A 24,610-nucleotide genomic window follows, 5' to 3' on the forward strand; every position below is an offset into this window, starting at 1 on the left:
TTTTTCGGAAAGTCGGTTGACCCACTCAAATATATCAATTATTCATGATATATGGATACAAACAAATCAACCCAGGCCTTTGCCGCCCTGAGCCAAGCCACCCGGCTTGACGTGTTCCGCCTGCTGGTGAAAGCCGGTGAGGATGGGCTGTTGGCAGGGGAAATTGGCGAAAAGCTGCAGGTTAAGCAAAACACCATGTCGGCCAATCTTTCGGTGCTGCTGAATGCGGGCCTGGTGAAAAACCAGCGCGAGGGCCGCACTATTCGCTATTATGCGGATATGGATGGGGTCACCGCCATGCTTTCCTTTTTGCTGGAAGATTGTTGTGGTGGCCAGCCGCAATTATGCCAGCCATTTATTCAACAAATCACCTGTTCAACGGACAATTGCGATGACGCGTAAAGCCGCTCACATTCTCATTCTGTGCACGGGCAATTCAGCCCGTTCTATTTTGGCCGAAGGGCTGTTCAACCATCTCGGCGCCCCAGACTTTATTGCCTCTTCCGCCGGGTCGCAGCCCAAAGGCGCGCCGCACCCCCAAGCTCTAAAAACACTGGAAAAGCATAGGATCAATACAGGCTTTGCTCGATCTAAAAGCTGGGACGAGTTTGCCGGGGCCGATGCGCCAACGCTCGATTATATCATTACGGTTTGCGACAATGCCGCTGGCGAAACCTGCCCGATTTGGCCTGGCAAACCGACCACCGCCCATTGGGGCATTCCAGATCCCGCCGCGGTGACCGCGCCGCCGAAGGCGGTCGAAGCTGCGTTTGATCTGGCCTATGACCAATTGCAAGCGCGGATTTCGCGGTTCCTAGCATTACCTTTCGATCAGCTTGACCCCACTGCATTAAAACAAGAAATGATGGCCATCGGCCAGATGAAAGAGGACGCATAAATGTCATCCCCAAAGCAAACCACCGCCGCGCCGGGCGGCATTGGCACCTTTGAAAAATACCTCTCCATCTGGGTCGCCCTCGCCATCATTGTCGGCATCGGTCTTGGGCAAGTGATGCCCGGATTGGTGCAGTTTCTGGCGCAGTTGGAAGTGGCCAAAGTCAATCTGCCTGTGGCGATTTTGATTTGGGCGATGGTTTATCCGATGATGGTATCGGTCGATTTCAGCTCCATCAAAGATGTGGCGAAAGAACCGAAGGGCCTAGCGATCACCTTGGTGGTGAACTGGCTAATCAAGCCCTTCACCATGGCGCTGTTGGGCGTCGTCTTTTTCAAATATATCTTTGCGGCCTTCATCCCCCCTGCCGAAGCTGATGGCTATATTGCCGGGCTGATTTTGTTGGGCGCCGCGCCCTGCACTGCCATGGTGTTTGTGTGGTCCCACCTCACCAAGGGCGATGCGAACTACACTTTGGTGCAAGTCAGCGTCAATGATCTCATTATGATCTTCGCCTATGCCCCCATCGTGGCGGTGCTGTTGGGCGTCACCAATATTCCCGTGCCGTGGGACACGCTGGTGTTGAGCGTGGTGCTTTATGTGCTGGTGCCGCTTGTGGCGGGTTATCTCACCCGCAAAGCGCTGATCGCCCGCGCGCATAGTGTTGCTGCCGTTGATGAGTTCACCGCCAAACTCAAGCCCGCCTCCATTGCCGGGCTGTTGGCCACCGTGGTGCTGTTATTCGGCTTTCAGGGCGATGTTATTTTGGCCAACCCCCTGTTGATCCTGTTGATCGCCATTCCCTTGTTGCTGCAATCCTATGGCATTTTTGCAGTAGCCTATCTGGCCGCATGGAAAATGAAGGTACCCTTCCGCATCGCCGCGCCCTGTGCCCTCATCGGCACCTCCAACTTTTTTGAGCTGGCGGTCGCGGTCGCCATTGGCCTGTTCGGCCTCAATTCCGGCGCGGCCCTCGCAACCGTGGTCGGCGTGTTGGTGGAAGTGCCGGTGATGCTGTCACTCGTCGCCCTGGCCAACCGCACCAAGCAACATTTCCCCGGATAACAACCCAATGACCGATCCAAAACCCGATATGCCCAATCTGGTCGCCGACCAGCTGCACCCGATTGACCACAGCAAATTGTTCGCGGCCCAGCCCGCCCATCCAGTGCGCGTGCTGATGCTCTATGGTTCTTTGCGCCAACGTTCCTTCTCCCGGCTTCTGACCGAGGAAGCGGCGCGGATATTGGAAGCCTTAGGTGCGGAAGTGAAACTCTTCAATCCCAAAGGTCTCCCGCTGGTGGATGAAGACAATGTAGAGCATGAAAAGGTGCAGGAGTTGCGCGAACTCTCGCTTTGGTCAGAAGCGCAAGTCTGGTGCTCGCCGGAGCGGCACGGCAATATGACCGGGCTGATGAAAACCCAGATCGACTGGCTCCCCCTCGCCCCCATCGGTGGCGTGCGCCCCACCCAGGGCCGCACCTTGGCATTGATGCAGGTCTGCGGCGGCTCGCAAAGTTTCAACACCGTCAATCAAATGCGGGTGCTGGGCCGGTGGATGCGCATGATCACCATCCCCAACCAATCCTCGGTCCCCAAAGCCTTCAATGAGTTCGACGAAGCGGGCCGCATGTTCCCCTCCCCTTATTACAATCGGGTCGTGGACGTGATGGAAGAATTGATGAAATTCACCCTCCTCACCCGCGGCACAGCCGACTATCTCGTTGACCGTTATTCCGAGCGCGTGGAAAGCGCGGAAGAGCTTTCAAAACGGGTGAATATGAAGGCGATTTAGGGGAATTTTGGTCGCCGCTAGACGGCATCAAATCGCATCAAAAAGCCTTGGAAAAACTTAGCCGGAATGCGGAGGACAACAGCTCCGTTCCGACCACTTATCTCGCCTAAAAAACCCGTTTTGGCATATTGGCGCAATTGACCCTGCGTCAGGTGAATGGCGATGCTTTCACTTATGTTGCACCCATCTTGTGAGCAGCTTCTAACGTTGCGGCTTAACACCGTGACGTCCAAAGCCTTGCCTTCGCTATGCGCCGCGTCAAAAAACACCCAATTGTCCAACAAGGGAAAGGTCACATAAATTTGTGCTGACTTAAACGCGTTGGACTCAGACTTTCGCCACCCCCTTAGTAAGTAGAGAATGTCATTATTCTTGGTCCTTAAATAGACGGGTTTGGTCCCGAACTTCTTCAATCCGCTATGCGGGTTCACTTCGGTCGTTACACTCATCGCCACCGGCTCGGGACTAGAAATATCTCTGAGCGTCATTTCGTTGAGTGAGGTGCACGCGGTGAGGGGAACAGTCACAAGCAAGCCGAGAAGTACGGTCAAAAGTCTCATAAAATGTCTCAATAAAATTCAAAAAAATCGTGGTCGTAAAAAGGGTGCAGCCCAAATGCTTCAAAATATTGCTGAGAAGTATCAATCATCGCGCCGCATTTGTCGATATGGGCCGGCAAAGACACGCGTCGACCCCTTACCGTCTATCAGTTGTTCAGCGACTTCTTACGCCCCAGCCTGCGGCCATGCGGACAGGTCGGGCTGGATCGCATCCAGCTTTTTCATTTCTGCAAAGATTTGCTCGCGGACCCAGCGGTGGGCTGGGTTGTTGGTGGAGCGTTTGTGCCAGACGCCGACAATTTTGACGACGGGGACATGCATGGGCGGCACAAAAATGTCGAGCTGCATCTGATCGGCCCATTTTTGACCCAACTGCCAGGGAATCAGCGCGATCATATCGCTTTCGCTCACCACGCGGCAGACGCCGGAAAAAACCTGCAAGGTCATGCCCACCTTTCGCGTGCGGCCAAGTTTGGCCAAGGCGGCATCGCCCATGGCGGAGGAGTTGCCTTCTGGCGAAAACAGGGCATGTCGCAGCGCACAGAATAAATCCAGCGGCATCAATTCGCCGGCTTTAATGTTGGCTTTTTGAAGCGCAGGGTGATTTCGCCTTGCGATCACGGCGAAGGCCGAGTGAAACAGAAACTCTTTTTCTGCCCAGTTGCCCACGGTTTCATCTGGAATTAATGCCAAATCGGAACTGCCCTGCTCCACCGTTTGAATATAGCGATCGGGCACCAAATCAATCAATTTGGGTTGTATGTTAGGAGCGGCACTTGCCATATCGTTGGCGAGGACCGGCATCAAAAGCTCAGCAAAAAAATCAGACGCGGCAATGCGGAAATCCATATGCTCCGCGGAAGGGTCAAAAGATTTCGGTTGCGCGAACAGCGCTTCAAGCCGATCCAGCTCCTCCCGCAAGGGCAACGCAATTTTCTGCGCATAGTCGGTGGGCACCAGTCGGTTGCCCCGACGAATAAACAATTGATCATCAAGCGTATGCCGCAAGCGCGACAGCGCACTGGAGACCGCTGATTGCGACAAGTTCAGTTTTTGCGCCGCCTTCACCGTGGATTGCTCGCGCAACAGCGCGTCCAACACCCGCATCAAATTCAGATCAAAAGTCGCGAAATTCATCTGATCAATAACCTAAATAAGCAAAATCAATTTGGCTTATTTTAGCGTCAGTTTTAACAATTGGGCAATGGGAGAGCTCTGGTTCAGAAAATGGAGGAGGAAGAATGAGAGATTTATCAAAATGGTTTTTTGCCGCAGGCGCGCTTTGTGCGCTGGCGGGCATGGCATGGGGCATTCAAATGTCTGCCACCCATGATCACACCCTGTCGCCTGCCCATGGGCACTTGAACCTGATCGGTTTTGTCACGCTCACAATTTACGGCATTTATTACGCGCTAACGCCCGGTGCCGCCCAAACAAAACTCGCGCCCATCCATTTGGGCATCAGCCTGTTGGCGGTGATCATCTTGGTGCCCGGCATTGCCATGGCCATCAGCGGCGCGGGGGAAACTTTGGCTAAGGTGGGGTCAATTGTCACCATTGCCACAATGGGCCTATTCATCTTTATGATCCTGCGTCATGGTGTGGGCGTAAAGCAATAAACCAATCGAAAAGGACAGACCAAATGAGCCAAAAGATCAACGTGTACCACATTCCGGTTTGTCCTTTTTCCCAACGGCTTGAAATCTTGCTGGACCTAAAAGGTCAGCAAGACGCAGTTGACTTTCATGTGGTGGACATCACCAAGCCGCGCGACCCGGAATTGCTGGCCAAAACGCGCGGCACAACATCCCTCCCCGTTTTGGAAACGGCGGATGGGGACATCTTGAAAGAAAGCCTGGTGATCCTGCGCTATCTGGACGAAGTGATCGGGGACAAGCCGATACGCCAGCAAGATCCGCTGCGCCATGCGGTTGAAAATATGCTGATTGCCTTTGAAGGGCCGTTGACCATGACCGGCTATATGATGGTGATGAACCAGAAGCCTGACGAGCGGCAATCCTATATCGATAAAATGCTCAGCCATTATCGCACGCTAAACGATTTTCTGGCCCATCATAGCCCCAACAACACTTTCCTTTTTGAAGAGTTTGGGCTGGCGGAAGCCGTCTATACGCCACTGTTTATGCGGTTCTGGTTTCTGGACTATTTTGAGGATTTCGACATCCCGCAAACAGAAGAGTTTGCCCGGCTGTTAAAATTGCGCAATGCCTGCGTTGCTCACGCGGCGACACAACAGGTCAGCCGCGAAGAAATTGTGAAACTCTATTATGATTACGCCTTGGGGGCCGGCAATGGGGCGCTGTTGGCGGGACGTGAGAAATCGAGCTTTGCGTTTACGCCCGATTGGCGCGATCGGCCGTGGCCGCCAAAGGATAAATATGCGCATCGCGCGAGTGATCAGGAATTGGGCCTGACAGCCTGATTGTTACTTGCTGAGCAGTTTGGCGGCTTCCTCGCGCAACACTTGCGCCAGTGCCCCGCTTTTTTGGCTGGCCGTGCTGCGGTGTGGTTCCACGAGGGCAATATCCCGCTGAGCCCGGGCAACATCAATCCGGCGCAGCCGGACATCCGTGCCGCGTTGGGCTTCAGTTTTGGTGTAGATTTCGGGCAAAATCGCCACCCCCACCCCAGCGGCGGCCATGGCGCGGATCGCGTCCAAACTGGTGCCTTCATATTCGTCAGAGAGATGTCCACCCACCTGCCCGGCCAATCCCGCCACAATGTGCGACAGCCTATGTTGCGGGCCAAGCGTCAAAAAGGTGCGGTTGGCCAGCTTATCCAACCGGATCGCCGCCCCGCTTTTCGCCAGCGGATCATCAAGCGCCAGCGCCGCCCACAAACGCTCTTTAAACAAGGGCGTGGCCAACCCGGAAGCATGATCTTCCGGCGTGGAAATGATCATATCCAACCGCCCCGAGCGCAGGCCCTCATCCAGGTCCCGCGTGCTTTCTTCGCGCACCACAAGCCGCAAATCCTGATAATCTGAGTGCAGCCGCTTCACCACATTGGGCAGCAAATAGGGGCTGATCGAGGGCAGAACGCCCAGGCGCAATCGGCCCACAAAGGCCCCTCCCCCGCTCGCCGCCGCCCGCAAATCCGCCAAATCGCGCAAGATAAGCCGCGCCCGGCGCACAATTTCACGCCCCTCTTCAGTGGGTGTCGCCCCGCGTCGATCCCGATGAAACAACGCCACCCCCAGGTCAGCCTCCACTTCCGCCAATTGCGCTGAAAGGCTGGGCTGGCTCACATGCAGCTTGGCCGCCGCCGCGCCAATGCGCCCCACATCAGCAACCGTCACAATATATTCGAGCTGGCGAATGGTCGGCCTTACCATAGCTTCATCCTATGCATATCAACGTTTATATATATTTGTAATTATATCCCAACTCCGTCAAGAGCAGGACCGGTTCAAATCCGCCCCCTCTTGAAAGGAGAATTGATGACCTTTTCCCTCGACATGTTGGCCAGCAATCTAATGGCCCCCACCATTTTGTTTTTCGTGCTCGGTTTGGTGGCTGCTTTTGCCCGCAGCGACTTGTCCATTCCCGAGGGTGCGGCCAAGGTCATGTCGATCTATTTGCTGCTCTCCATCGGGTTTAAAGGCGGGGTCAGCGTGGCAGAAAGCGGGATATCCGGGCAATTGCTCGCAAGTTTGGCAGCGGGTGCGCTCCTGTCCCTCCTGTTGCCCGTCTTGGCCTATGCCCTGTTGCGCGCCATCACCAAGCTGGATCGGATCAACGCCGCCGCCGTGGCTGGCCACTACGGCTCCATTTCAATCGTCACCTTTGTCACCGCCGCCAGCCTGCTGGAAACCAGCGGCATGGACAGCGAAGGCTATCTGGTCGCGGTGGCCGCGATCATGGAAGCACCCGCCATCGTTTCCGCCCTTTGGCTTGCCAGCCGCGGCAAAAGCCAAACCAAGGTGGACGCGAATTTGGCGCGGCACATTCTTGCCAATGGCTCCATAGTGCTGCTGGTGGGCGCCTTTTTGATCGGTGCCGCAACGGGAAAACCCGGCCTGGCGCAGATCGAACCTTTCATTGTGCTGCCCTTTACCGGCGTCTTGTGCCTGTTTTTGCTGGATATGGGCCTATCGGCCGGCCGCAGCCTCCTGTTGAACCGCGCAGACCTTTCTTGGGGCATTCTAGCGTTCGGCATCATCATGCCCCTGCTCGGCGCCCTGATCGGCTGGGCCGTAGCGCAACCCATCGGGCTATCCACCGGCGGCACCTTCCTGTTTATGGTGCTGAACGCTTCAGCTTCCTACATCGCAGTCCCCGCCGCCATGCGGTTGGCCCTGCCCCAATCCAAATCCGGGATTTATTTATCCCTCTCCCTGGGCATCACCTTCCCCTTCAACCTCACCTTCGGCCTGCCCCTTTATCTCGCCTTAGCTATGATCTAACACACCCGCCGGGCGCCCATTGGGTGCCCGGCCCTATGGCCTTGCCCCAACAAATGCTAGGATACCCGCAGAATCGGCCCCAAAAACCAAAAATTTCGACCCGCTTTGTTCCAAAGCGAAACGCGGCCGTAGGCCGCGAAAAATGGGTGTACGGCCCTGTCGTGTTTGAACGAATTTTGGCACATTTTTGAGGGCGGAATGGCATGATATGCGCGAGTGCCCCACGGCATATCTTTAGTGATCCGGGACCACTTAGAGGCCTTGCCCACCCCTTAACCAAGCATTAACCTTAAATTTCTGGACGGAATCACGAATCTGTGGCAACTTTCTGACGCAAAAAGACCGTCCAAGTGATTTTTTACGTCAGAGCAGAAAATGGCAACAGAAGATTTAATCAGCGTCAACCCAAATGAGGAAGACTCCGTCGACAAGATTTTGCGGCATGCAGAGATGCTGTCAAATCAGTTGCAAAATCTGCGCGAGCGCATGTATCCGCCGCAGGCGCAAAAATCTTTGCGCCGTTTTATGACGCCGGAGGTGGCGAAGCTCACCTCGATTTCAGAGTCCAGTTTGCGCACCCTTTCCATTGAGGGCAAAGGCCCCACCCCTGAACGGCTGGAAAACAACCACCGCGCCTATACGCTGGAGCAAATTAACGAGCTGCGGCAATACTTTGCCGAGAAAAACCCCAATGATGCCCTCACCTATCTGCCGCATCGGCGCGACGGTGAACATATGCAGGTTTTGGCCATCGCCAACTTTAAAGGCGGCAGCGCAAAAACCACTTCAAGCGTGCACCTCGCCCATTATTTGGCGCTACATGGCTATCGGGTTTTGGCCATTGATTTGGACCCGCAAGCCTCCATGTCCGCCATGTTCGGCACCCAGCCAGAATTTGATGTGGCCAGCAACGAAACCATTTATGCTGCCTTGCGCTATGACGATCAACAACGCCCCATTCGCGAAGTAATCCGCAAAACCTATTTCCCCGGCTTGGATCTGATTCCCGGCAATATTGAGGTGATGGAGTTTGAATATGACACGCCGCGGGTGCTGGCGCTCAACGAAAACAATCATGGATCGATCTTTTTTGAACGACTGGATCAGGCGCTAAAACAGGTCGACGATGATTATGACATCGTGATCTTGGACACGCCCCCTTCCCTTGGCTATTTGACCCTCGCCTCGCTCTATGCGTCCACCGGTCTGCTGGTCACTGTGCACCCCGCGATGATGGACGTGGCGTCCATGAACCAATTTTTGCTGATGATGGGCGACCTTGTGGGCGTGATCCGCAATGCAGGCGCCACCATGCAAAAAGATTTTATGCGCTATTTGGTGACGCGCCACGACCCGAACGATCAGGCGCAAGCGCAAATTGTGGGGCTATTGCGCCACCTCTTTGCCACTGATGTGTTGTTGCCCACGGCACTTGAAAGCACAGCCGTGGAAGCGGCTGGATTGGGCAAGCGTTCCATTTATGAAGTGGAAGCGGGCGAAGTGCAGCGCAACACATTGAAGCGGGCGCGCGAAGCCATGGATTTGGTCAATGGCGCCATGCTCGATTTAATCCATGATGCATGGGGACGAAAATGAGCAAGCGCAAATCCATTGTTTCTAGCTTTGGCGATTTAACGGGCGACACACCGAAAACCAACACGCCCGACCCAAAACCTGACGAAAAACAAAAGACGCCGGGCCGGGTTGCCGCAGGCATTATTGGCACCACACAACGCACGCTTTCTCAATTACGAGAAGAACGCGACCAATTGCTGGCGGACGCGCAGAGCGCGGACAAGATTTTAAGGCTTGATGCCGATAAGATCGACCCGTCGCCATTTCAGGATCGTTTGCCGGACGATGATGTGGAGGCATTCAATCAATTCAAACAAAGCTTGAGCGATGAGGGCCAACAGGTCCCCATCACCGTGCGCATGCACCCACGACAGCCGGACCGTCATCAGATTGTTTATGGCCATCGTCGGTGGCGGGCCCTGAAAGAATTGGGGCTGCCCGTCAAAGCGATCTTGGTCGATTATTCTGATCGTGACCTTGTGGTCGCCCAAGGCATCGAAAACGCTAACCGGCAGGATCTAAGCTGGATTGAACGCGCCCTGTTTGCAGATGAAATGCATCGCGCCGGCCTCAAGCCCAAGGACATTAAAGCGGCGCTGAGTGTTGATGACGCCCAGCTGTCTAAATTCCGCTATGTCATCAAACAGGTGGGCACGCCACTGATCCAACTGATTGGCCGCGCGCCAGGCATTGGTCGACCACGCTGGATTGAACTGGCTGATTGTTTGAAGGACGGCACCGACGAAAACCAGCTTTTGGAAACCTTGTCAGCTGACAAGGTGCAAAAAAACTTATCCCCGGATGACCGATTCGGCCTTATTATAAAGCTTGCCAAACCGGAAAAGCCAACGAAGGCCCGCGCGCCATCAGTTTCGCTTGGAGAAGTGGGCACCATGCAAAAAGGCAAAAACGAGGTTCGCATCAAACTGAAGAAGCAACATCAGGTTGAATTTGCCAGTTTTTTAGAGCGCGAGATGGATGCGCTTTTGGCCAAATACAACCAGCTCCGCAAAGGGCAATAACAGACCTTGTCAACTGACAAGGTTTTTAAACCACAACGAACCAGGAAAGGAAATTTAAGCAAAGAAAAAGGCCTCCAAACCCGACGGTTCGAAAGCCTTCCTCGATAACTTAAGCACCTATCAAGGAATCACTTTCGGAAAAAAATGTCAAGCATTCATGTTTGGCAGGGTGTATTTCTTTGTCTGAATTTTAAAAAACCATGCAAAATTTAGGTTGGCGCAAGCCGACGCCGGGCCTTGTGGCTGCAGAGATGCATGCGCAAGTCGGCGAGGGGCTTTCTGTACCCAAATCGAAGGCAATCATAGCTGTAAAAAAAGTGGCGGCGCATATCGGCATGAAACCTGCGCAACTTATGTTGCTCGATATTCTATTTGCCTTTTCAAAGCCCCAAGACTGGGAAGAGGGGCAACGCGCAATTGTATGGCCGTCCAATCAATATTTGATGGATCAGACAGGGTTTAGTCTGCCAGCCCTTAAACGCCATTTGCGCCGCTTGGGTGAACTCGGGCTCATCAGTTTCCACGACAGTCCAAATGGCAAACGTTATGGCCACCGCGATGGGGCAGGGCGCATTGTGGAGGCCTATGGGTTTGATCTCAGCCCCTTGGCCGCTAGGGCAGGGGAGTTGGAGGCGCTTCACCACAAAATCATGGCTGAACGAGCCGTAGAGCAGCAATTGCGCAAAAAGCTTACCTGCACCCGCCGTACCATCCGGACACGGCTTGTGGAGGCCCTTGAAGCCGGTCTCTCAGGTCCATGGGAACGATTGGAGCGAGAGTTCAATGAACTGCTTTCCAATTTGCCGAAATCAAAAAACGGGCAGGGGACACTGAATGCGATTGTGGAGAAACTCACAAATCTCTATCACATTATCGAAAATTTATTCGCCAGGGCATTGGATTTGGCCTCAACACAAATAGTTTCATCTGAAAAAATCGCCACAGAAGCGAACCCCTGTCAGCTCAAAATTGAACCCCACATACAAAATACAATTCAATCTCATTCAAACTGTAAAGCCAAACCAGATGTGCCAAATAATGAACCGTCAGAGCGTGGGTTTACATTTGAAACATTCACCCAAGCCTGCCCCAACTATTTAAAGCTAGCAACAGAGCTTTGTGGTCCGCTCCGAGGTTGGGAGGATTTAAGAAGGGCTTCACAGCAAATGGGATTGATGATCGGTATCGCTCCAGATCATTGGACACGTCTAACCACACAGCTAGGCCCTCATTCATCATCTGTGGCTATTGGACTAACTTACGAAAAACACATTGCTGGTGAGGTCAATAATCCACCTGGCTATTTGTCTGGCATGGCAAAAAAAGCACAAATTGGCACGCTCCATCTCGGTCGCAGTATCTTCGCCCGCTTAGCGAGAGACGAAGAATTTGCACTTTAGAACAGCACGCGCATTCCTCACTCGGAAGCAAGATGTCATTCTGCTATCTTTTTGAAAAGAAAGGGCTATATCCTATGGCTCCTAATGTTGACTTCAACTGTGCCGATCGGTTTAATTCACCAAAGTTTGTGCTCCATTTTTTATGTCAGATCCCTTCTTTTGTTCAGTCAGCCCCCAGATAATCGCAAAGGTAAAAGCGTAAAACATGGTGGGATAGTCAAACCCCATCACCATATCCGTGAGGCCTAGTACAAGATACAAGATAGGCATAATCACGGCCCAATAAAGGCGCACCCGGAAGTAGGGATGATCTTTAGGTGTGTCCCAGAAAATAAGCGGTGCAAACAAGAGCAGAAAATAAAGTAAAAGGCCAATAATACCGCCTGCAACAGCAAAATTGGCGATGTCGGAGTGGAAATTGAAGTAGTTTCCATTTTCAGCATAACTCTCCAGTATTGTGCCCTCTGTAACTTCAATGAAACTATGCCAACCTGTGCCGATTATCGGATGTTCGAGGAAAGATTGAAACGCCACCTGCCACATTTGATAGCGACGTTCAGTCGAGGCATCCATACCTTCGCCATTTGCGACTGACAATAGTCGCGTTTTAAGGTCACTCGCCAATTCGTTTGGGTCAAAATACGAAAATCCAAATATTGCAATGCCAATCATTGCAAAAATGCAAATCCATACAGCAACTGATCTTAGCCAAAGGCAAGGCAAAACAAAAATAATTGGTGCAACGATGAGGATAGGAATTGCCAATAGGGCTCCACGTGATCCTGCGTAAATTACCAAAAGTATAGTCAGGATTTGAATGATGACATACACAGCTGCCTTCATCAATTTGGTGTGGTTCAATAATATGAAAATGGTGGAAAACGCAGCAAGCAAAATTGCAATTCGCGCTGCCAGATTAGATCCTCCGCCAATAAGTGGTGTTAGTCTTCTCGTAATTTCAAGATCTTGTTGAAGATGGGCCCAAATAACTCCAAATAAAAGACCTAACGTCGCAAATAAAGGTAGATATTCCATATAACTTTTTATTCTATATGAACTGAAATGTATAAAAACACCAAGGGCTAATACAAACGCTATTGTGTTGAAGCCATATTTCATTGAATCCCAGCCAATACTAGATAAACTGAAAATAATGAAAAACATTGGTGCAATGCAGGTCCAAATAATCTGAAACTGGTGTGTTGGAACGTTGTAATTTCTCAAGAATAAAAGATAAATCGTCCAGCCTAAGCTGATGAGAAGTGCTGCGGCACCTGCCGCCGAACCAAATATCATTGGCAGGATGAAACACCCAACCAGAAAAATGATATGAACTAAATTGATTACAACATTTTTCATTTTTTAAGGGTGCTGCTCCGCCAATCATACTGTTGACATACTAATCATAAAAGGATTCATAAAAATGGATTTTTGAGTGTACAACCACAATCAAATTGAATCATCCATCTGATAGGCCAATGCCCAGAGAACATGAATAGCAATTTAGGATACAGAACTTTGAATTTTTCAAAAAGACGAATTTTGATCACGGGTGGCACAGGTTCATTTGGTAAAACCATGTTGCGCAGTCTGCTTGACAACGACACCGATGAAATTCGAATCCTTAGTCGGGACGAAGAAAAACAGGATGCGCTTCGAAATGAATTGCGCGACGATCGAGTCCAGTTTTACATCGGTGACATCAGAGATCGCGAGAGCGTTGAGCGTGCTGTTAGAGGTGTTGATTGCGTATTTCACGCTGCAGCGTTGAAACAGGTGCCGAGTTGCGAGTTTTTCCCGATTGAGGCTGTGAAGACCAACATTTTAGGTTCCGAAAATGTAATTCGTGCTGCAATTGGCCACAATGTGAGGAACTTGGTATGCCTGTCGACGGATAAAGCGGTATTCCCGGTAAACGCTATGGGCATGTCAAAAGCAATGATGGAAAAAGTGGCACAAGCTGCTGCTAGAGAGTTGGGAGAGGGGAATCAAACCACAATTTCATGTGTCCGATATGGAAATGTGATGTATTCGAGGGGGTCTGCGATCCCTCTATTTGTCAAACAGATAAAATCTGACAAACCGATTACCATTACCGAGCCTCGAATGACACGATTTCTAATGCCCTTGAGATACTCAGTTGACCTCGTCCATTATGCATTTGAACATGCACATCAAGGGGACATTTTCATTAAAAAGGCGCCCGCGTCCACAATCGAGGATTTGGTAAGCGCTTTAATTGAATTGTTTGAAGTGCCAAATCATGCTGTTGAAGCGATTGGCTGGCGTCATGCAGAAAAACTTTATGAGACGCTTGCTAGCGCCCAAGAGTTGGCGCAGGCTGACGATATGGGTGATTATTTTCGGATTAAACTTGACCAACGAGACCTAAATTACAAACCGTATTTTACCGAAGGTGATCAAACCGCTGTTCACTTTGAAGACTATCATTCACACAACACGCAACAACTAGACCGGGAGGGGATTAAGAAACTGCTCCTTTCTCTTCCTGAATTGCAATCTGAGCTTGCGAGTTGGAAGAACAGATGACTTTAAAAAAAGTATTAGTCACTGGCGCAAACGGTTTGTTGGGTTGGCATGCTGCTGCCCATTTGCACGCTGAAAATTGTGCTGCAAATTTTAAGGGTGATCCAAGCCCATACCAGATATCGGCAATTGATCGACAAAAATTTGCCGATGATAACGAGCTTTTGCGCGCTATTCAGTCGGCCGATGTTGTCTTGCATTTTGCAGGTGTGAACCGTGCGGAGGAAACAGCACTTGAAACAGCAAATGTAAATATCGCAAATCGGTTGCTGTGGGCATGTGAAACAGTAAACGCAAAGCCACACATTATATATGCAAATTCAATCCATTCAAAAAATGATTCAGTATATGGTCGCTCGAAACGGGCCGCGCAGGTCGCATTTGAGCAACGCGCTTCCAAATTTACGAACGTGATACTGCCCCACATTTTTGGCGAAGGCGCCCGCCCCTACTACAACAATGTGACGGCAACGCTGATTGAAAACCTTATTAATGATAAATCATCAGAAATTGATGAGAATGGGCAAGTTAATTTGCTGCATGCCGGGCGTGCTGTTGATCAGATGATTAACCTCGCAAAAGATGGGCAAGAGGGTGAAATTGAATTGGCCGGCCTGAAAATGTCCATATCAGAGCTATTTGAAAAGTTGGACCGGTTTCACAGTGCATATATGGAAAACGTATTTCCGTCGCTGGAATCAGATTTCGATATCAGCCTTTTCAATGCGTATCGAGCATCTACTTACCCTAATAGTTGGCCGCGCAAGTTAAAGCTGAACAAAGATAGCAGAGGCTGCCTGTTTGAGGCCATAAAATCAAAGGGTGGCGGGGGCCAGAGCTTTGCTTCAACAACTCTATCAGGTGTCACAAGAGGTGACCATTTTCACATTAATAAGATTGAGCGTTTTCTTGTTTTGAGAGGAAAAGCGAAGGTCCGAATGCGCAGAGTTTTAACGAAAGAAGTTTGGGAATTTGATGTATCTGGTGAAGAACCTTGCATCGTGGATATGCCAACACTTTACACTCATTCACTAGAGAATGTAGGAAGTGAACCACTCATCACGCTTTTTTGGACAAATGAGATTTTTGATCCGAAGGCCCCAGATACTTTTGCAGATAGAGTGATTTCATGAACAAACTTAAGGTTTTGACAATTCTAGGCACCCGTCCGGAAATAATTAGACTTTCAAGGGTGATGGACACGCTGGATCAATATTGTAATCATAAGATTGTTCATACGGGGCAGAATTGGGATTATGAATTGAACGAGATATTTTTTGCAGATCTCGGTGTGCGTAAACCCGACTATTTTTTGGGCGTCGGAGGGGGGTCACTTGGTCAAACTTTAGGTGCCATTCTCTGTGAGACCGAAAGAGTTATTGCGGAAGAACATCCCGACGCTATCTTAATTCTTGGGGATACAAATTCAGCCATCTCCGCGATTATGGCACGACGCATGAAGGTGCCTGTTTATCACATGGAAGCGGGAAACAGGTCATATGACAGGAATGTTCCAGAGGAGACCAATCGTAAGTTGGTTGACCATATCTCTGACTTTAATCTTGTCTACACTGAGCATGCCCGTAGGCATTTGTTGTCGGAGGGCTTTCCACATCGTCGTATTTATTTGACTGGAAGCCCAATGCAAGAGGTATTGTCACATTACCGCTCAAAGATAGAGAAGTCTGACATTCTAGGAGCGAACAATCTTAAGAAGAAAGAGTATTTCATCGTCTCATTACATCGTGAGGAAAATGTAGACGACAAGGACCGCCTCGGCCAACTGATGAGTGCGCTTAACGGTCTTGCTGATATGTATGGCTTCCCAATTCTGGTTTCTACTCACCCGCGAACCCGCAACCGACTTGAAGCTCTTGCCTATCAGATGAATGATATCGTCAGCTTTGCGAAGCCATTTGGGTTTCATGATTATAACAATCTTCAAATGAACTCATTTTGTGCAATTTCAGACAGCGGCACGATTGCAGAAGAAGCATCAATTTTGGACTTTCCCGCCATCACTCCACGTGATGCCATTGAACGCCCCGAAGCTCTTGATGTTGGCAGTATTATTATGACCGGTGTACAAAAGGATGCAATTCTGGCTGGTGTAGAAGCAGTCACCAAAATGCACGCTAGACACGGCGAGATGCCTTTACCTAAAGACTATGGAGTTACCAACACGTCAGAACGAGTGGTGTCGTTAATCCTGGGAACTGCAAAGCTTAGCAATGGTTGGGACGGAATTAGAGAATTCAAAAATTGACAAAATCAGATAGATTTAAAAAGCGCACCTTTGATTTCATCTTCTCCCTACTTGGACTTGTTCTAACCACGCCAATAATAATTCTTGGTTGGGTTTTGGCAACAATCTCTACAAGGAAGAATGGATTTTTCTTTCAAGTACGAATTGGACGCAATTGTAGACCTTTCAAAATAGTCAAACTCAGAACTATGATGGATATCCCTGGAGGACATGTGACATCGATTGATGATCATCGGATTACTCCAACGGGGAAAATTCTCAGAAAGTGGAAAATTGATGAGTTGCCACAACTTTGGAATATATTGGTAGGGGACATGTCTTTTGTTGGGCCGAGGCCAGATGTGCCTGGATATCTAGATAAGCTCCAGGGGCAAGATGCTGATATAGCAACGCTACGTCCCGGTATTACTGGTCCCGCCACTTTAAAATACAGGAATGAAGAGGAAATTTTGTCTAAAGTGGAAAACCAACAAGATTATAATGATAGGGTGATTTGGCCAGATAAAGTTAGAATCAATAAGAAGTATTTGGAAAACTGGTCTTTTCACAAAGATATTGCTTATATAAAGAGGACATTTTTTCGTTGACTGTTAGTTTGCCATTTGTTCCGGTCATAATTATTGGTGCTGCGCGATCGGGCACAAATATTTTGCGGGATTGTCTTACCGGTTTAGAGGGCTTTGAAACTTGGGACTGTGACGAGATCAATCCGATTTGGCGGCACGGAAATTTGACGTATCCAAACGATGAGATTCCTGTTGAAAAGGCAACCGAGAATGTTAAGTCATACGTGAGGAATCAATTCATAAGGCTTTGGAAGGAAAAAGGCCGACCAAGGTTTGTGGTGGAGAAAACTTGTGCGAACTCTTTAAGGGTTCCCTTTGTACATACAATTTTTCCAGAAGCAAAATTTGTTTTCATAGTCCGCGATGGTATAGATGTAATCGCCTCATCCAAGCATAGGTGGAAAGGTGAATTAGAATTACCTAAATTCAATTACTTTTATTCTAAAGCAAAATACGCACCAAAATTGGATTTGCCTTGGTACGCAGCCAGCTTTATTCAAAGCCGTATCGGTCTTATTGCTGGAAACAAAAAAAACCTTAGGAGTTGGGGTCCTCGATTTGAGGGTATGGATGGCCTCGCTGAATACTCACTAGAGGAGCTTTGTGCCACCCAGTGGGTGATATGTGTGGAAAAGGCCATGACGGATCTACACACCGTCCCCAACTCAAATGTGCATTCGCTTAAATATGAAAACCTAGTGTCAGATCCAGGAATTGAGTTAGAAAAAATTTCCCGATTTCTCGAATACACAACCGCTCAAAAAGTGGTCTCAGACGTCGCCAAGCAAGTTAGGAATAACTCTGTTGGCAAAGGAAAAGAAGTCTACGGTGCATTGCCAAGCCGAATAAAAGAGATCGTCGAGCCAACCAGAAGAAAACTCAATTATGAATTCTCAAACTAGGATATTTTTGTCAAAGCCACACATGTCTGGCACTGAGATTTCGTTCATAAACGATGCATTTGAGAGCAACTTCGTCGCGCCTATCGGCCATCAGTTGGATCTATTCGAGGAAAAGGTTGCCAACTATCTTGGTGAAAATTGTTATTGTCTGGCCCTTGCGTCCGGCACAGCTGCTTTGCACCTTGGGCTTATCATTGCAGGCGTGGAACGTGAAAGCAGGGTTTGGATTTCGTCAATGACTTTTGCTGGTGGCATATTTCCGGTTGCATATCAGGGGGGGGTGCCAGAGTTTTTTGACCTTGATCCGTCTTCGTGGACCATCTCCTGCGACCTGCTGGAAGAACGCCTTTTTAAGGCAAAGAAAGAAAATAGAATTCCTGCAGCAGTCGTTCCGACAGATTTATATGGACAAGGCTGTGATATGGACCGACTTGAAAGCCTTGCGGACCAGTATGGCTTCAAACTGATTTTCGATTCTGCTGAGAGTTTAGGGGCTGAGTTTAAACGGGGTAGGAAATGCGGCACGGCCGGCGATGCTTCTATTTTGTCATTTAACGGAAACAAAATCATAACGACGTCCGGTGGAGGCATGTTGGTATCTCGGAGCAAGGACTTCATTGAACGGGCTCGATTTCTGGCAACTCAAGCACGTGATCCTGCGCCCCACTATCAGCATTCACATATTGGATATAATTATCGATTAAGCAATATTTCTGCGGCAATTGGTGTCGGTCAAATGACGGTGCTTGATGATCGAGTATCAGCGCGTAGAGCAGTTTTTGAGCGATATAGACAGGCCCTTGATTTCCGGGGTGTGGAGTTCATGCCGGAACCCACTGGCTATAGATCTTCCCGTTGGTTAACAGCTGCGGTTTTTGATCCTCAAATTATCGGCGTCGATCGTGAACAAATTCGCGTTGCCCTCGCTAGGGAAGGAATTGAGAGTCGGCCACTTTGGAAGCCAATGCATCTGCAGCCAGTATTCGCGGGTGCAAACTATTACGGCTCAGGTTTTGATGAAATGCTTTTCGAACGTGGTCTTTGCCTGCCCTCAGGAAGTGATCTCACAAATGATGAGCAAGATGAAGTAATAGGCATAATCAAAAAAACGATCGGGCGATAGACATGCGCATTTTGCTCACTCATCGTTTTTTTTGGCCAGACACAGCACCTTATGCACTGATTTTGAGAAAAATAGGCGATATCCTCGCTAATGATGGACATGAAGTCAGCGTGTTTTCGTCGCAGCCAAGCTATCGGAATGCAAGCCAGGCAGAAAAGTCATCCCCAAAGAGAGAGCTATTGGGAAAGTTGAGTGTGCGCCGGGTAACAGTTATCCAAGGCGAAAAGAATAACCCGCTCGCTCGGATTTTTAACGTTGCCATCTATTGTTTTTGGTTGTGCCTCCATATTCTGCGAGTCAAGCCAGATGTGGTCATGGCTTCCACATATCCTCCTGTAATTGCAGCATGGTGCGCTAGCTTTTTTGCCAAGTTGGTCGGCGCCAAGTTTATTTACCATGTAATGGACATTCATCCTGAAGTTTCAAAATTTACAAACGGATTCCTCGGCAAGGGGGTGCCACTTAGAATATTGACTTGGCTGGATAATCAAACTTTACGGCGCTCAAGCAAGATCATTGTTTTGTCCGAAGATATGAAGAATACGCTTGTTGAACGCGGCTTGGACAATTTGCCTCTTGAAATCATAGAAAATCTGCCACTTGAAGACTTTGGTGAACAAGGTCAACCACCTAGCGAGTTTCTCAAGCCCAAAGGAAAAATCAGGGCAATATTTGCTGGCAATCTCGGCAAATATCAAAATTTACATCTCTTGGCAGAGGGGATTGCTGAATGCTTCAGTGCATATCCAAATCTGGAACTCGTCTTTATGGGAGATGGGCAAGCGCTTGCCGAGTTGAAGGAGAAATGGGAACGACATCCTCAAATTAAGTTTTTTCCGTTTTTACCATACCAGCAAGCAAAAGAAATCATGCGGGAGGCGGATATCGGTTTGGTCTCGCTAGCGCCAGATATTTACCGGGTTGCGTATCCTTCAAAAATTAGCACTTATAGAGCACTCGGTTTACCGATATTAGTATTGGTGGAGGGAAAGTGGATTCATGTAACAAATGGTTGTCCCAATTTCGATAAAGATGGATTGGGTCCGGACGATTTTAAAGAGCTATTCAATCGGTTGCAGACAACATTGTCGGGAGATAAGAAAGACGTAGAAGTACCAAATTTGGCATGTGCATTATCAGCAAAATTCATTAAAATATTTAATTCTTTAGTGCTTCCTTCGTGAAAATACTAAGTATAGTCTCTTTGTTTATTACACTGTTCCCGTTTATTCTGAGCAGCCCGCTGGAAAGCGATACGCAACCCCATGCATATCTCGGGCTACTTGTTCTGTTATTGGCGGTTGCTGCTAGGCGGGGGCGTATGAAAAACCTGCTGTCAGTATTATTGTTAGGTTTATATCTTTCAGTACTCACATATTTGTTGGGGAGCCCAAAGTATGCGCTAGCAGTTTTTTTTGTTCCAACTACGGTTTATGCATTAAACACACTGGAAAAGGATGTGGTAGAAAGTGCATTTAAGGTGGCACTCGTTTTATACTATTACGGAATTTTTTTGGAAATAGTTGCGCCAGAATTTGTAGAAGCTGTCGTTTCCAATTACCGAAATTTGGGATCGCGCGGTTTCAATTCCTTTACTAGCGAGCCTTCGTATCTTGGCCTAACAGCCTTGTTGCTATTGGTAGGATTTTTGAGATTTAGATGTGGCATTGTCTGGTGTTTGGCTGCATTGGGACTGGTCTTTTTGTCTGGTTCACTGACCGTTATCGGTCCTACAGTCTTCTTGATCTTTGTATATCTATCTTTACAAAAAGAATACCTTTTAGTAATTTCCTTTGTTTTCTTTTCTATATTAGCAATAATTATGCTTATGATAGAAGGTGGGCGCTTTGCACAGTTAGTAAGCTCAATCCTACAAGATCCGCAGAATTTATTTGCAGATCAAAGTTTTAATGTGAGAATAAGTCGAGCTTTCAATCCAATCATTAACGCGATAAATGATTTTTTTGTACCGCACACCTTTGAGGAAGCGGAACAGAAATTCTTTGACCAAAAATTTCCTGAACGAACAAACTTTGTTTCAAATTTTTTATCTTATCTGTTTTATATATTGGGATTTTTTGCTCTTGTCCCAATATTTGTTTATCTGAAACATATCAAGATGAATTTGTTTAGTTTTTTAGTACTTACATTCATTGTTTTGGTAAATCTTTCATTTGTTTCGCCAATAACGATATTATTTTTGTCAATACTTTGCGATTTTTCTAGGGTGCGAATTAGAAATTTGGATCATAAAAATAATGGCGATTGCAAATGAAAACTCTGCAATGATAAAAGTTAAAGCTACCTTGTAAATGTCGATATCGGTTACAAAAACTAGAAATATTGAGATTATTTTTATAACCAGTTTTATAATTGCTACGGAGAATATGAGGCCGGTTTTCTTCTTTTGCAGCAATATTTGAAATAACAATAATGAGACGACTAAAGGACCTAGGCTAAGGGCGTGTATAGCGAATATCTGACTAGTTAACAAAGTGTCGACTTCGTCGAAATTTCCTCGTTCGAATAATATCGAAACTATGTTGCGTGCGAGAACGGACATTAATACTCCTGTGCAACACGCAACAAGAAATATAATGGTTACGATCCGCCTGTTTTCTGGTCCGATCTCACCTGTTTTCGCAATTGCTTTTGCGACTTTTGGGGCCAATATGATATTGGTTGAGGTCCCAATTAGTGCAGCTACCGCCATCATTATCGCATAACTGTACTCTATCGCTGCAAGGTAGCCAGGACCTATGAGGTTGGACACTGACCTGTCTATCAGCCGACCACTTGACAGAATTAGTTGGATCAAAATAATGGAAACTATTGCCCAAATGAGCGGAAGGTTGGACTTAAAGTGTCGATTTCCTCTTTGATGGTAGAGATGCGCAATATTGGCGTCTTTATTTGCCAGCCATAGACTAACTGCGAATATTGCGACACCTGAACCAAGACCAGCTAGGCCAATTGCATATGTTTGATTAGGCAAGCCTACAAAAATTAGTGCCAACAACAATATCACAAAAAAACCGGACCTTATCAGTTGCGATGCTGCATTTGGCCAAATGGTTTTTTTGCTACTCAGAAGTGCTCTAAGGGGAATTGAAAGAAATACAAAGAAAAACATGCACCAGCACAAAGCACCAACGACTATAAGGTTGTGCCTGTCAGCGCCTCTAATTTCAGGTGCAAACAAGCTTGCTTGCATGGGCATCGTGAGGATACCAACTACCATCGTGACGGCGGCGATAAGAAAGGTGCTTCTGAAAGCTGTGCTAGAATTGAGACTTTCTTGCCCATCTTGATTGGACAAAAAGTATGGAATCAATATAGCGACGAGCGATACTGCTAGACTGTCGCTGAAGATTGATGGTAGGCCGTAGGCAACTCTGAAAATTTCAGCATTGATCGAAGTACCAAATAGGCTTGCAACGATAACTTCGCGCCCGAAGCCCGCAATTAGGCCCAACCCCATCAATATAGGTATCAATAGGGTTTTGAAATAAGTGAGCATTGATTGCTTCTCATGGAGAATATACTGTTTTAACACAAACTACCATAAATGGGTCTTGCTTATGGCGTGACTTAAGAACGCTGATTGACATACAACGTTTGAGATATCAATGAATTTATTCAAATCCTTTTCCCACCTCTCAGCCTTACAAGCGGAGAGCATTGAGATATTTCGCGAAGTCGCGGCCAGTTTTGAGCGGCCGGTGATGATGTATTCGATTGGCAAGGATTCAAGCGTGCTGTTGCATTTGGCGCGCAAGGCATTTTTTCCCTCAAAGATTCCGTTCCCGCTTTTGCATGTGGACACCACGTTTAAGTTCCGCGAAATGATCGCCTTTCGCGATCGCATGGCCGAGCAGCATGGCTTTGATTTGATCACCCACACGAACCAAGAAGGGGTGGCTGAGAACATCAACCCGTTTGACCATGGCTCGGCGCGCTATACGGACATTATGAAAACCGTGGCGCTGCGCCAGGCGTTGAACGCTGGACAATATGATGCGGCAATTGGTGGTGCACGTCGGGATGAGGAAAAGTCCCGCGCCAAGGAGCGTGTGTTCTCGCACCGCAATGCCCAACATGCATGGGACCCCAAAAACCAGCGACCCGAGCTTTGGCGCTTGTTCAATACCCGCATCTCCCCGGGCGAGAGCATGCGCGTGTTCCCCTTATCCAATTGGACCGAGTTGGACATTTGGACCTATATTTATAAAGAGGAAATCGAGATCCCGTCGCTTTATCTGGCCAAGCCGCGTCCGGTTGTGGAGCGTTCTGGCACCTTGATCATGGTCGATGATGATCGTTTGCCTTTGGAAGAAGGCGAAGTGCCAGAAGAAAAAATGGTGCGGTTCCGCACCCTCGGCTGCTATCCGCTGACCGGCGCTCTTGAATCTGAGGCGGCCACCTTGCCCGAAATCATTATGGAAATGAACGCCTCGCGCACCTCAGAGCGGGAAGGGCGCCTGATCGATAGCGATCAGGCCGGATCGATGGAGAAGAAAAAGCAAGAGGGCTACTTCTAATGAGCAACGCAACTGTGACAGAACAAGCCCAACCTCTTGAGATTGAACAATGGCTGAGCGCCCAGACAGACAAAAGCATCTTGCGCTTTTTGACCTGTGGCTCGGTGGATGATGGCAAATCTACCCTGATCGGTCGTTTGCTTTATGATAGCCAGTTGATCCTTGATGACCAATTGGCCTCGCTGCAAAAAGAAAGCCACAACCGCACCACAGGCGATGAGGGGATCGACTTCTCACTTTTGGTGGACGGGCTGACAGCAGAGCGCGAGCAGGGCATCACCATTGATGTGGCCTATCGGTTCTTTACCACCGAAAAGCGCAAATTTATTGTCGCCGATACCCCGGGCCACGAGCAATATACCCGCAATATGGCCACGGGCGCGTCGAACGCTGATTTGGCCATTGTGCTGATTGATGCGCGCAAGGGCGTGCTGACGCAAACCAAGCGCCATAGCTTTATTCTGTCGCTGATTGGGGTCAAACATGTGGTGGCCGTGGTCAATAAGATTGACCTGGTCGATTACGACAAGAAAATCTTTGACCAGATTGATGCGGAATATCGCGAATTTGCGGCCCAACTTGGCTTTAGGAGCTTGGTGACCGTGCCGATTTCTGCATTGCGCGGCGACAACATCGTCAGCAAAAGCGAAAATATGGATTGGTATCACGGGCCGCAATTGGTGCCGTACCTTGAAGAGATTGATGTGGCGGAAGATCGGGTAGCCCAGCCATTCCGCTTTCCGGTGCAATGGGTGAACCGTGCCAGCCTCGACTTTCGCGGCTTTTCTGGCACCGTGGCGTCTGGCCAAATCAAGCCAGGTGATGATGTGCTGGTGGCCGCCTCGCGCAAACCTGCCAAGATCAAACGTATCGTGACCATGGATGGTGATCTGGCTGTGGCCCAAGCGGGTGAAGCCGTCACTTTGGTGTTGGACCGTGAAGTCGACATCTCGCGCGGCGATGTGTTGTCCGCCCCGGGCGAGACGCCAGAA

25 protein-coding genes are annotated in these 24,610 nt (G+C 48.8%); 20 read left to right on the forward strand and 5 right to left on the reverse strand.

The genetic code is table 11. The features are described from left to right. The first annotated feature begins 51 nt into the window (after positions 1 to 51). From G549_RS0118135 to arsH, 4 genes are read left to right on the forward strand one after another with little or no spacing between them, the layout of a single operon-like run. Positions 52 to 402 (forward strand): ArsR/SmtB family transcription factor, encoded by a 351-nt coding sequence (locus G549_RS0118135; protein WP_027836202.1) that lies wholly within the window; start codon positions 52 to 54, stop codon positions 400 to 402. Beyond that, positions 392 to 898 carry an arsenate reductase ArsC gene (locus tag G549_RS0118140; RefSeq protein WP_027836203.1) on the forward strand — a complete coding sequence of 169 codons (507 nt, stop codon included), beginning with the start codon at positions 392 to 394 and terminating at the stop codon, positions 896 to 898. The genes G549_RS0118135 and G549_RS0118140 overlap by 11 nt, the downstream gene beginning before the upstream one ends. Next, complete coding sequence (gene arsB / locus G549_RS0118145) at positions 899 to 1,960, forward strand: ACR3 family arsenite efflux transporter (protein WP_027836204.1); 1,062 nt, start codon at positions 899 to 901, stop codon at positions 1,958 to 1,960. A gap of 7 nt (positions 1,961 to 1,967) precedes the next feature. Beyond that, positions 1,968 to 2,690, forward strand: coding sequence for an arsenical resistance protein ArsH (gene arsH / locus G549_RS0118150; RefSeq protein ID WP_027836205.1), 723 nt, complete (start codon positions 1,968 to 1,970; stop codon positions 2,688 to 2,690). Between the two features lie 17 nt (positions 2,691 to 2,707). Here the strand turns inward: arsH and G549_RS0118155 are convergent, their stop codons facing one another. Together G549_RS0118155 and G549_RS0118165 are read right to left on the reverse strand one after the other, a co-directional pair. Further along, on the reverse strand, positions 2,708 to 3,250 hold the full coding sequence (locus tag G549_RS0118155) for a hypothetical protein (RefSeq protein WP_027836206.1): 543 nt from the start codon (positions 3,248 to 3,250) through the stop codon (positions 2,708 to 2,710). A gap of 165 nt (positions 3,251 to 3,415) precedes the next feature. After that, positions 3,416 to 4,387, reverse strand: a complete 972-nt coding sequence (locus G549_RS0118165; protein ID WP_027836207.1) for a LysR family transcriptional regulator — start codon at positions 4,385 to 4,387, stop codon at positions 3,416 to 3,418. A 104-nt stretch (positions 4,388 to 4,491) separates the two neighbouring features. Between G549_RS0118165 and G549_RS0118170 the strand changes: the two genes are divergently transcribed. Then, positions 4,492 to 4,869, forward strand: a complete 378-nt coding sequence (locus G549_RS0118170) for a hypothetical protein (RefSeq protein WP_027836208.1) — start codon at positions 4,492 to 4,494, stop codon at positions 4,867 to 4,869. Between the two features lie 23 nt (positions 4,870 to 4,892). Further along, positions 4,893 to 5,693 (forward strand): glutathione S-transferase family protein, encoded by an 801-nt coding sequence (locus G549_RS0118175; RefSeq protein ID WP_027836209.1) that lies wholly within the window; start codon positions 4,893 to 4,895, stop codon positions 5,691 to 5,693. A gap of 3 nt (positions 5,694 to 5,696) precedes the next feature. Here the strand turns inward: G549_RS0118175 and G549_RS0118180 are convergent, their stop codons facing one another. Next, positions 5,697 to 6,605, reverse strand: coding sequence for a LysR substrate-binding domain-containing protein (locus G549_RS0118180; protein ID WP_027836210.1), 909 nt, complete (start codon positions 6,603 to 6,605; stop codon positions 5,697 to 5,699). 105 nt (positions 6,606 to 6,710) lie between these two features. On the opposite strand from G549_RS0118180, the gene G549_RS0118185 reads away from it, so the two are divergent. From G549_RS0118185 to repC, 4 genes are all read left to right on the forward strand, one after another. Continuing rightward, positions 6,711 to 7,676 carry a sodium-dependent bicarbonate transport family permease gene (locus G549_RS0118185; RefSeq protein WP_027836211.1) on the forward strand — a complete coding sequence of 322 codons (966 nt, stop codon included), beginning with the start codon at positions 6,711 to 6,713 and terminating at the stop codon, positions 7,674 to 7,676. Between the two features lie 375 nt (positions 7,677 to 8,051). Beyond that, positions 8,052 to 9,272 (forward strand): plasmid partitioning protein RepA, encoded by a 1,221-nt coding sequence (repA, locus tag G549_RS0118195; RefSeq protein WP_027836212.1) that lies wholly within the window; start codon positions 8,052 to 8,054, stop codon positions 9,270 to 9,272. Continuing rightward, complete coding sequence (gene repB, locus G549_RS0118200; protein WP_027836213.1) at positions 9,269 to 10,273, forward strand: plasmid partitioning protein RepB; 1,005 nt, start codon at positions 9,269 to 9,271, stop codon at positions 10,271 to 10,273. Before repA ends, repB begins: the two co-directional genes overlap by 4 nt. A 200-nt stretch (positions 10,274 to 10,473) precedes the next feature. Continuing rightward, positions 10,474 to 11,673: a plasmid replication protein RepC gene (gene repC / locus G549_RS0118205; RefSeq protein ID WP_027836214.1), complete on the forward strand. Its 1,200-nt coding sequence runs from the start codon at positions 10,474 to 10,476 to the stop codon at positions 11,671 to 11,673. A gap of 111 nt (positions 11,674 to 11,784) precedes the next feature. Here the strand turns inward: repC and G549_RS0118210 are convergent, their stop codons facing one another. Further along, on the reverse strand, positions 11,785 to 13,032 hold the full coding sequence (locus G549_RS0118210) for an O-antigen ligase family protein (RefSeq protein WP_036223612.1): 1,248 nt from the start codon (positions 13,030 to 13,032) through the stop codon (positions 11,785 to 11,787). Positions 13,033 to 13,164: 132 nt separating this feature from the next. Here G549_RS0118210 and G549_RS0118215 point away from each other — a divergent pair, with 132 nt between their 5' ends. Genes G549_RS0118215 through G549_RS21880 form a run of 8 tightly spaced genes read left to right on the forward strand, consistent with a single transcriptional unit; the run spans position 13,165 to position 21,352 of the window. After that, a complete protein-coding gene (locus G549_RS0118215) occupies positions 13,165 to 14,223 on the forward strand; it encodes an SDR family NAD(P)-dependent oxidoreductase (RefSeq protein WP_051214132.1) in 1,059 nt (352 codons plus the stop codon). Continuing rightward, positions 14,220 to 15,353, forward strand: coding sequence for a polysaccharide biosynthesis C-terminal domain-containing protein (locus G549_RS0118220; RefSeq protein WP_036223614.1), 1,134 nt, complete (start codon positions 14,220 to 14,222; stop codon positions 15,351 to 15,353). The genes G549_RS0118215 and G549_RS0118220 overlap by 4 nt, the downstream gene beginning before the upstream one ends. Next, the gene (gene wecB, locus G549_RS0118225) at positions 15,350 to 16,486 is read left to right on the forward strand and encodes a non-hydrolyzing UDP-N-acetylglucosamine 2-epimerase (protein WP_027836218.1); all 1,137 of its coding nucleotides are present in this window, start codon (positions 15,350 to 15,352) and stop codon (positions 16,484 to 16,486) included. Before G549_RS0118220 ends, wecB begins: the two co-directional genes overlap by 4 nt. Further along, positions 16,483 to 17,073 (forward strand): sugar transferase, encoded by a 591-nt coding sequence (locus tag G549_RS0118230; protein ID WP_084634260.1) that lies wholly within the window; start codon positions 16,483 to 16,485, stop codon positions 17,071 to 17,073. The genes wecB and G549_RS0118230 overlap by 4 nt, the downstream gene beginning before the upstream one ends. Then, on the forward strand, positions 17,070 to 17,954 hold the full coding sequence (locus G549_RS0118235; protein WP_051214134.1) for a sulfotransferase family protein: 885 nt from the start codon (positions 17,070 to 17,072) through the stop codon (positions 17,952 to 17,954). Before G549_RS0118230 ends, G549_RS0118235 begins: the two co-directional genes overlap by 4 nt. A gap of 22 nt (positions 17,955 to 17,976) precedes the next feature. After that, complete coding sequence (locus G549_RS0118240; protein ID WP_084634262.1) at positions 17,977 to 19,077, forward strand: DegT/DnrJ/EryC1/StrS family aminotransferase; 1,101 nt, start codon at positions 17,977 to 17,979, stop codon at positions 19,075 to 19,077. A gap of 2 nt (positions 19,078 to 19,079) precedes the next feature. Further along, positions 19,080 to 20,261 carry a glycosyltransferase family 4 protein gene (locus tag G549_RS0118245; protein WP_027836222.1) on the forward strand — a complete coding sequence of 394 codons (1,182 nt, stop codon included), beginning with the start codon at positions 19,080 to 19,082 and terminating at the stop codon, positions 20,259 to 20,261. A gap of 20 nt (positions 20,262 to 20,281) precedes the next feature. After that, entirely contained in the window at positions 20,282 to 21,352 is a 1,071-nt protein-coding gene (locus G549_RS21880; protein WP_169449678.1) for a hypothetical protein, read from the forward strand. Here G549_RS21880 and G549_RS0118260 read toward each other — a convergent pair. Next, positions 21,281 to 22,597: a lipid II flippase MurJ gene (locus tag G549_RS0118260; protein WP_036223617.1), complete on the reverse strand. Its 1,317-nt coding sequence runs from the start codon at positions 22,595 to 22,597 to the stop codon at positions 21,281 to 21,283. The genes G549_RS21880 and G549_RS0118260 overlap by 72 nt on opposite strands. 109 nt (positions 22,598 to 22,706) lie before the next feature. On the opposite strand from G549_RS0118260, the gene cysD reads away from it, so the two are divergent. Together cysD and G549_RS0118270 are read left to right on the forward strand one after the other, a co-directional pair. Further along, positions 22,707 to 23,618: a sulfate adenylyltransferase subunit CysD gene (cysD, locus tag G549_RS0118265; protein WP_027836224.1), complete on the forward strand. Its 912-nt coding sequence runs from the start codon at positions 22,707 to 22,709 to the stop codon at positions 23,616 to 23,618. Continuing rightward, positions 23,618 to 24,610 (forward strand): sulfate adenylyltransferase subunit 1 (locus tag G549_RS0118270; RefSeq protein ID WP_036223620.1); only part of this gene is annotated, 993 nt, incomplete at its 3' end. The genes cysD and G549_RS0118270, both read left to right, overlap by 1 nt.

The organism is Maritalea myrionectae DSM 19524 (assembly GCF_000423365.1).
Taxonomy (GTDB): Bacteria; Pseudomonadota; Alphaproteobacteria; order Rhizobiales; family Devosiaceae; genus Maritalea; species Maritalea myrionectae.

What these genes read in the sequence shown, in the direction of transcription:
- repB (WP_027836213.1), top strand. Translation starts at nt 9,269, where the DNA reads ATGAGCAAGCGCAAATCCATTGTTTCTAGCTTTGGCGATTTAACGGGC.
- G549_RS0118240 (WP_084634262.1), top strand. Translation starts at nt 17,977, where the DNA reads ATGTCTGGCACTGAGATTTCGTTCATAAACGATGCATTTGAGAGCAAC.
- G549_RS0118185 (WP_027836211.1), top strand. Translation starts at nt 6,711, where the DNA reads ATGACCTTTTCCCTCGACATGTTGGCCAGCAATCTAATGGCCCCCACC.
- G549_RS0118220 (WP_036223614.1), top strand. Translation starts at nt 14,220, where the DNA reads ATGACTTTAAAAAAAGTATTAGTCACTGGCGCAAACGGTTTGTTGGGT.
- repA (WP_027836212.1), top strand. Translation starts at nt 8,052, where the DNA reads ATGGCAACAGAAGATTTAATCAGCGTCAACCCAAATGAGGAAGACTCC.
- G549_RS0118180 (WP_027836210.1), bottom strand. Translation starts at nt 6,605, where the DNA reads ATGGTAAGGCCGACCATTCGCCAGCTCGAATATATTGTGACGGTTGCT.
- G549_RS0118215 (WP_051214132.1), top strand. Translation starts at nt 13,165, where the DNA reads ATGAATAGCAATTTAGGATACAGAACTTTGAATTTTTCAAAAAGACGA.
- arsH (WP_027836205.1), top strand. Translation starts at nt 1,968, where the DNA reads ATGACCGATCCAAAACCCGATATGCCCAATCTGGTCGCCGACCAGCTG.
- G549_RS0118165 (WP_027836207.1), bottom strand. Translation starts at nt 4,387, where the DNA reads ATGAATTTCGCGACTTTTGATCTGAATTTGATGCGGGTGTTGGACGCG.
- G549_RS0118210 (WP_036223612.1), bottom strand. Translation starts at nt 13,032, where the DNA reads ATGAAAAATGTTGTAATCAATTTAGTTCATATCATTTTTCTGGTTGGG.
- wecB (WP_027836218.1), top strand. Translation starts at nt 15,350, where the DNA reads ATGAACAAACTTAAGGTTTTGACAATTCTAGGCACCCGTCCGGAAATA.
- cysD (WP_027836224.1), top strand. Translation starts at nt 22,707, where the DNA reads ATGAATTTATTCAAATCCTTTTCCCACCTCTCAGCCTTACAAGCGGAG.
- G549_RS0118245 (WP_027836222.1), top strand. Translation starts at nt 19,080, where the DNA reads ATGCGCATTTTGCTCACTCATCGTTTTTTTTGGCCAGACACAGCACCT.
- G549_RS0118155 (WP_027836206.1), bottom strand. Translation starts at nt 3,250, where the DNA reads ATGAGACTTTTGACCGTACTTCTCGGCTTGCTTGTGACTGTTCCCCTC.
- G549_RS0118140 (WP_027836203.1), top strand. Translation starts at nt 392, where the DNA reads ATGACGCGTAAAGCCGCTCACATTCTCATTCTGTGCACGGGCAATTCA.
- G549_RS0118135 (WP_027836202.1), top strand. Translation starts at nt 52, where the DNA reads ATGGATACAAACAAATCAACCCAGGCCTTTGCCGCCCTGAGCCAAGCC.
- arsB (WP_027836204.1), top strand. Translation starts at nt 899, where the DNA reads ATGTCATCCCCAAAGCAAACCACCGCCGCGCCGGGCGGCATTGGCACC.
- G549_RS0118175 (WP_027836209.1), top strand. Translation starts at nt 4,893, where the DNA reads ATGAGCCAAAAGATCAACGTGTACCACATTCCGGTTTGTCCTTTTTCC.
- G549_RS0118260 (WP_036223617.1), bottom strand. Translation starts at nt 22,597, where the DNA reads ATGCTCACTTATTTCAAAACCCTATTGATACCTATATTGATGGGGTTG.
- repC (WP_027836214.1), top strand. Translation starts at nt 10,474, where the DNA reads ATGCAAAATTTAGGTTGGCGCAAGCCGACGCCGGGCCTTGTGGCTGCA.
- G549_RS0118170 (WP_027836208.1), top strand. Translation starts at nt 4,492, where the DNA reads ATGAGAGATTTATCAAAATGGTTTTTTGCCGCAGGCGCGCTTTGTGCG.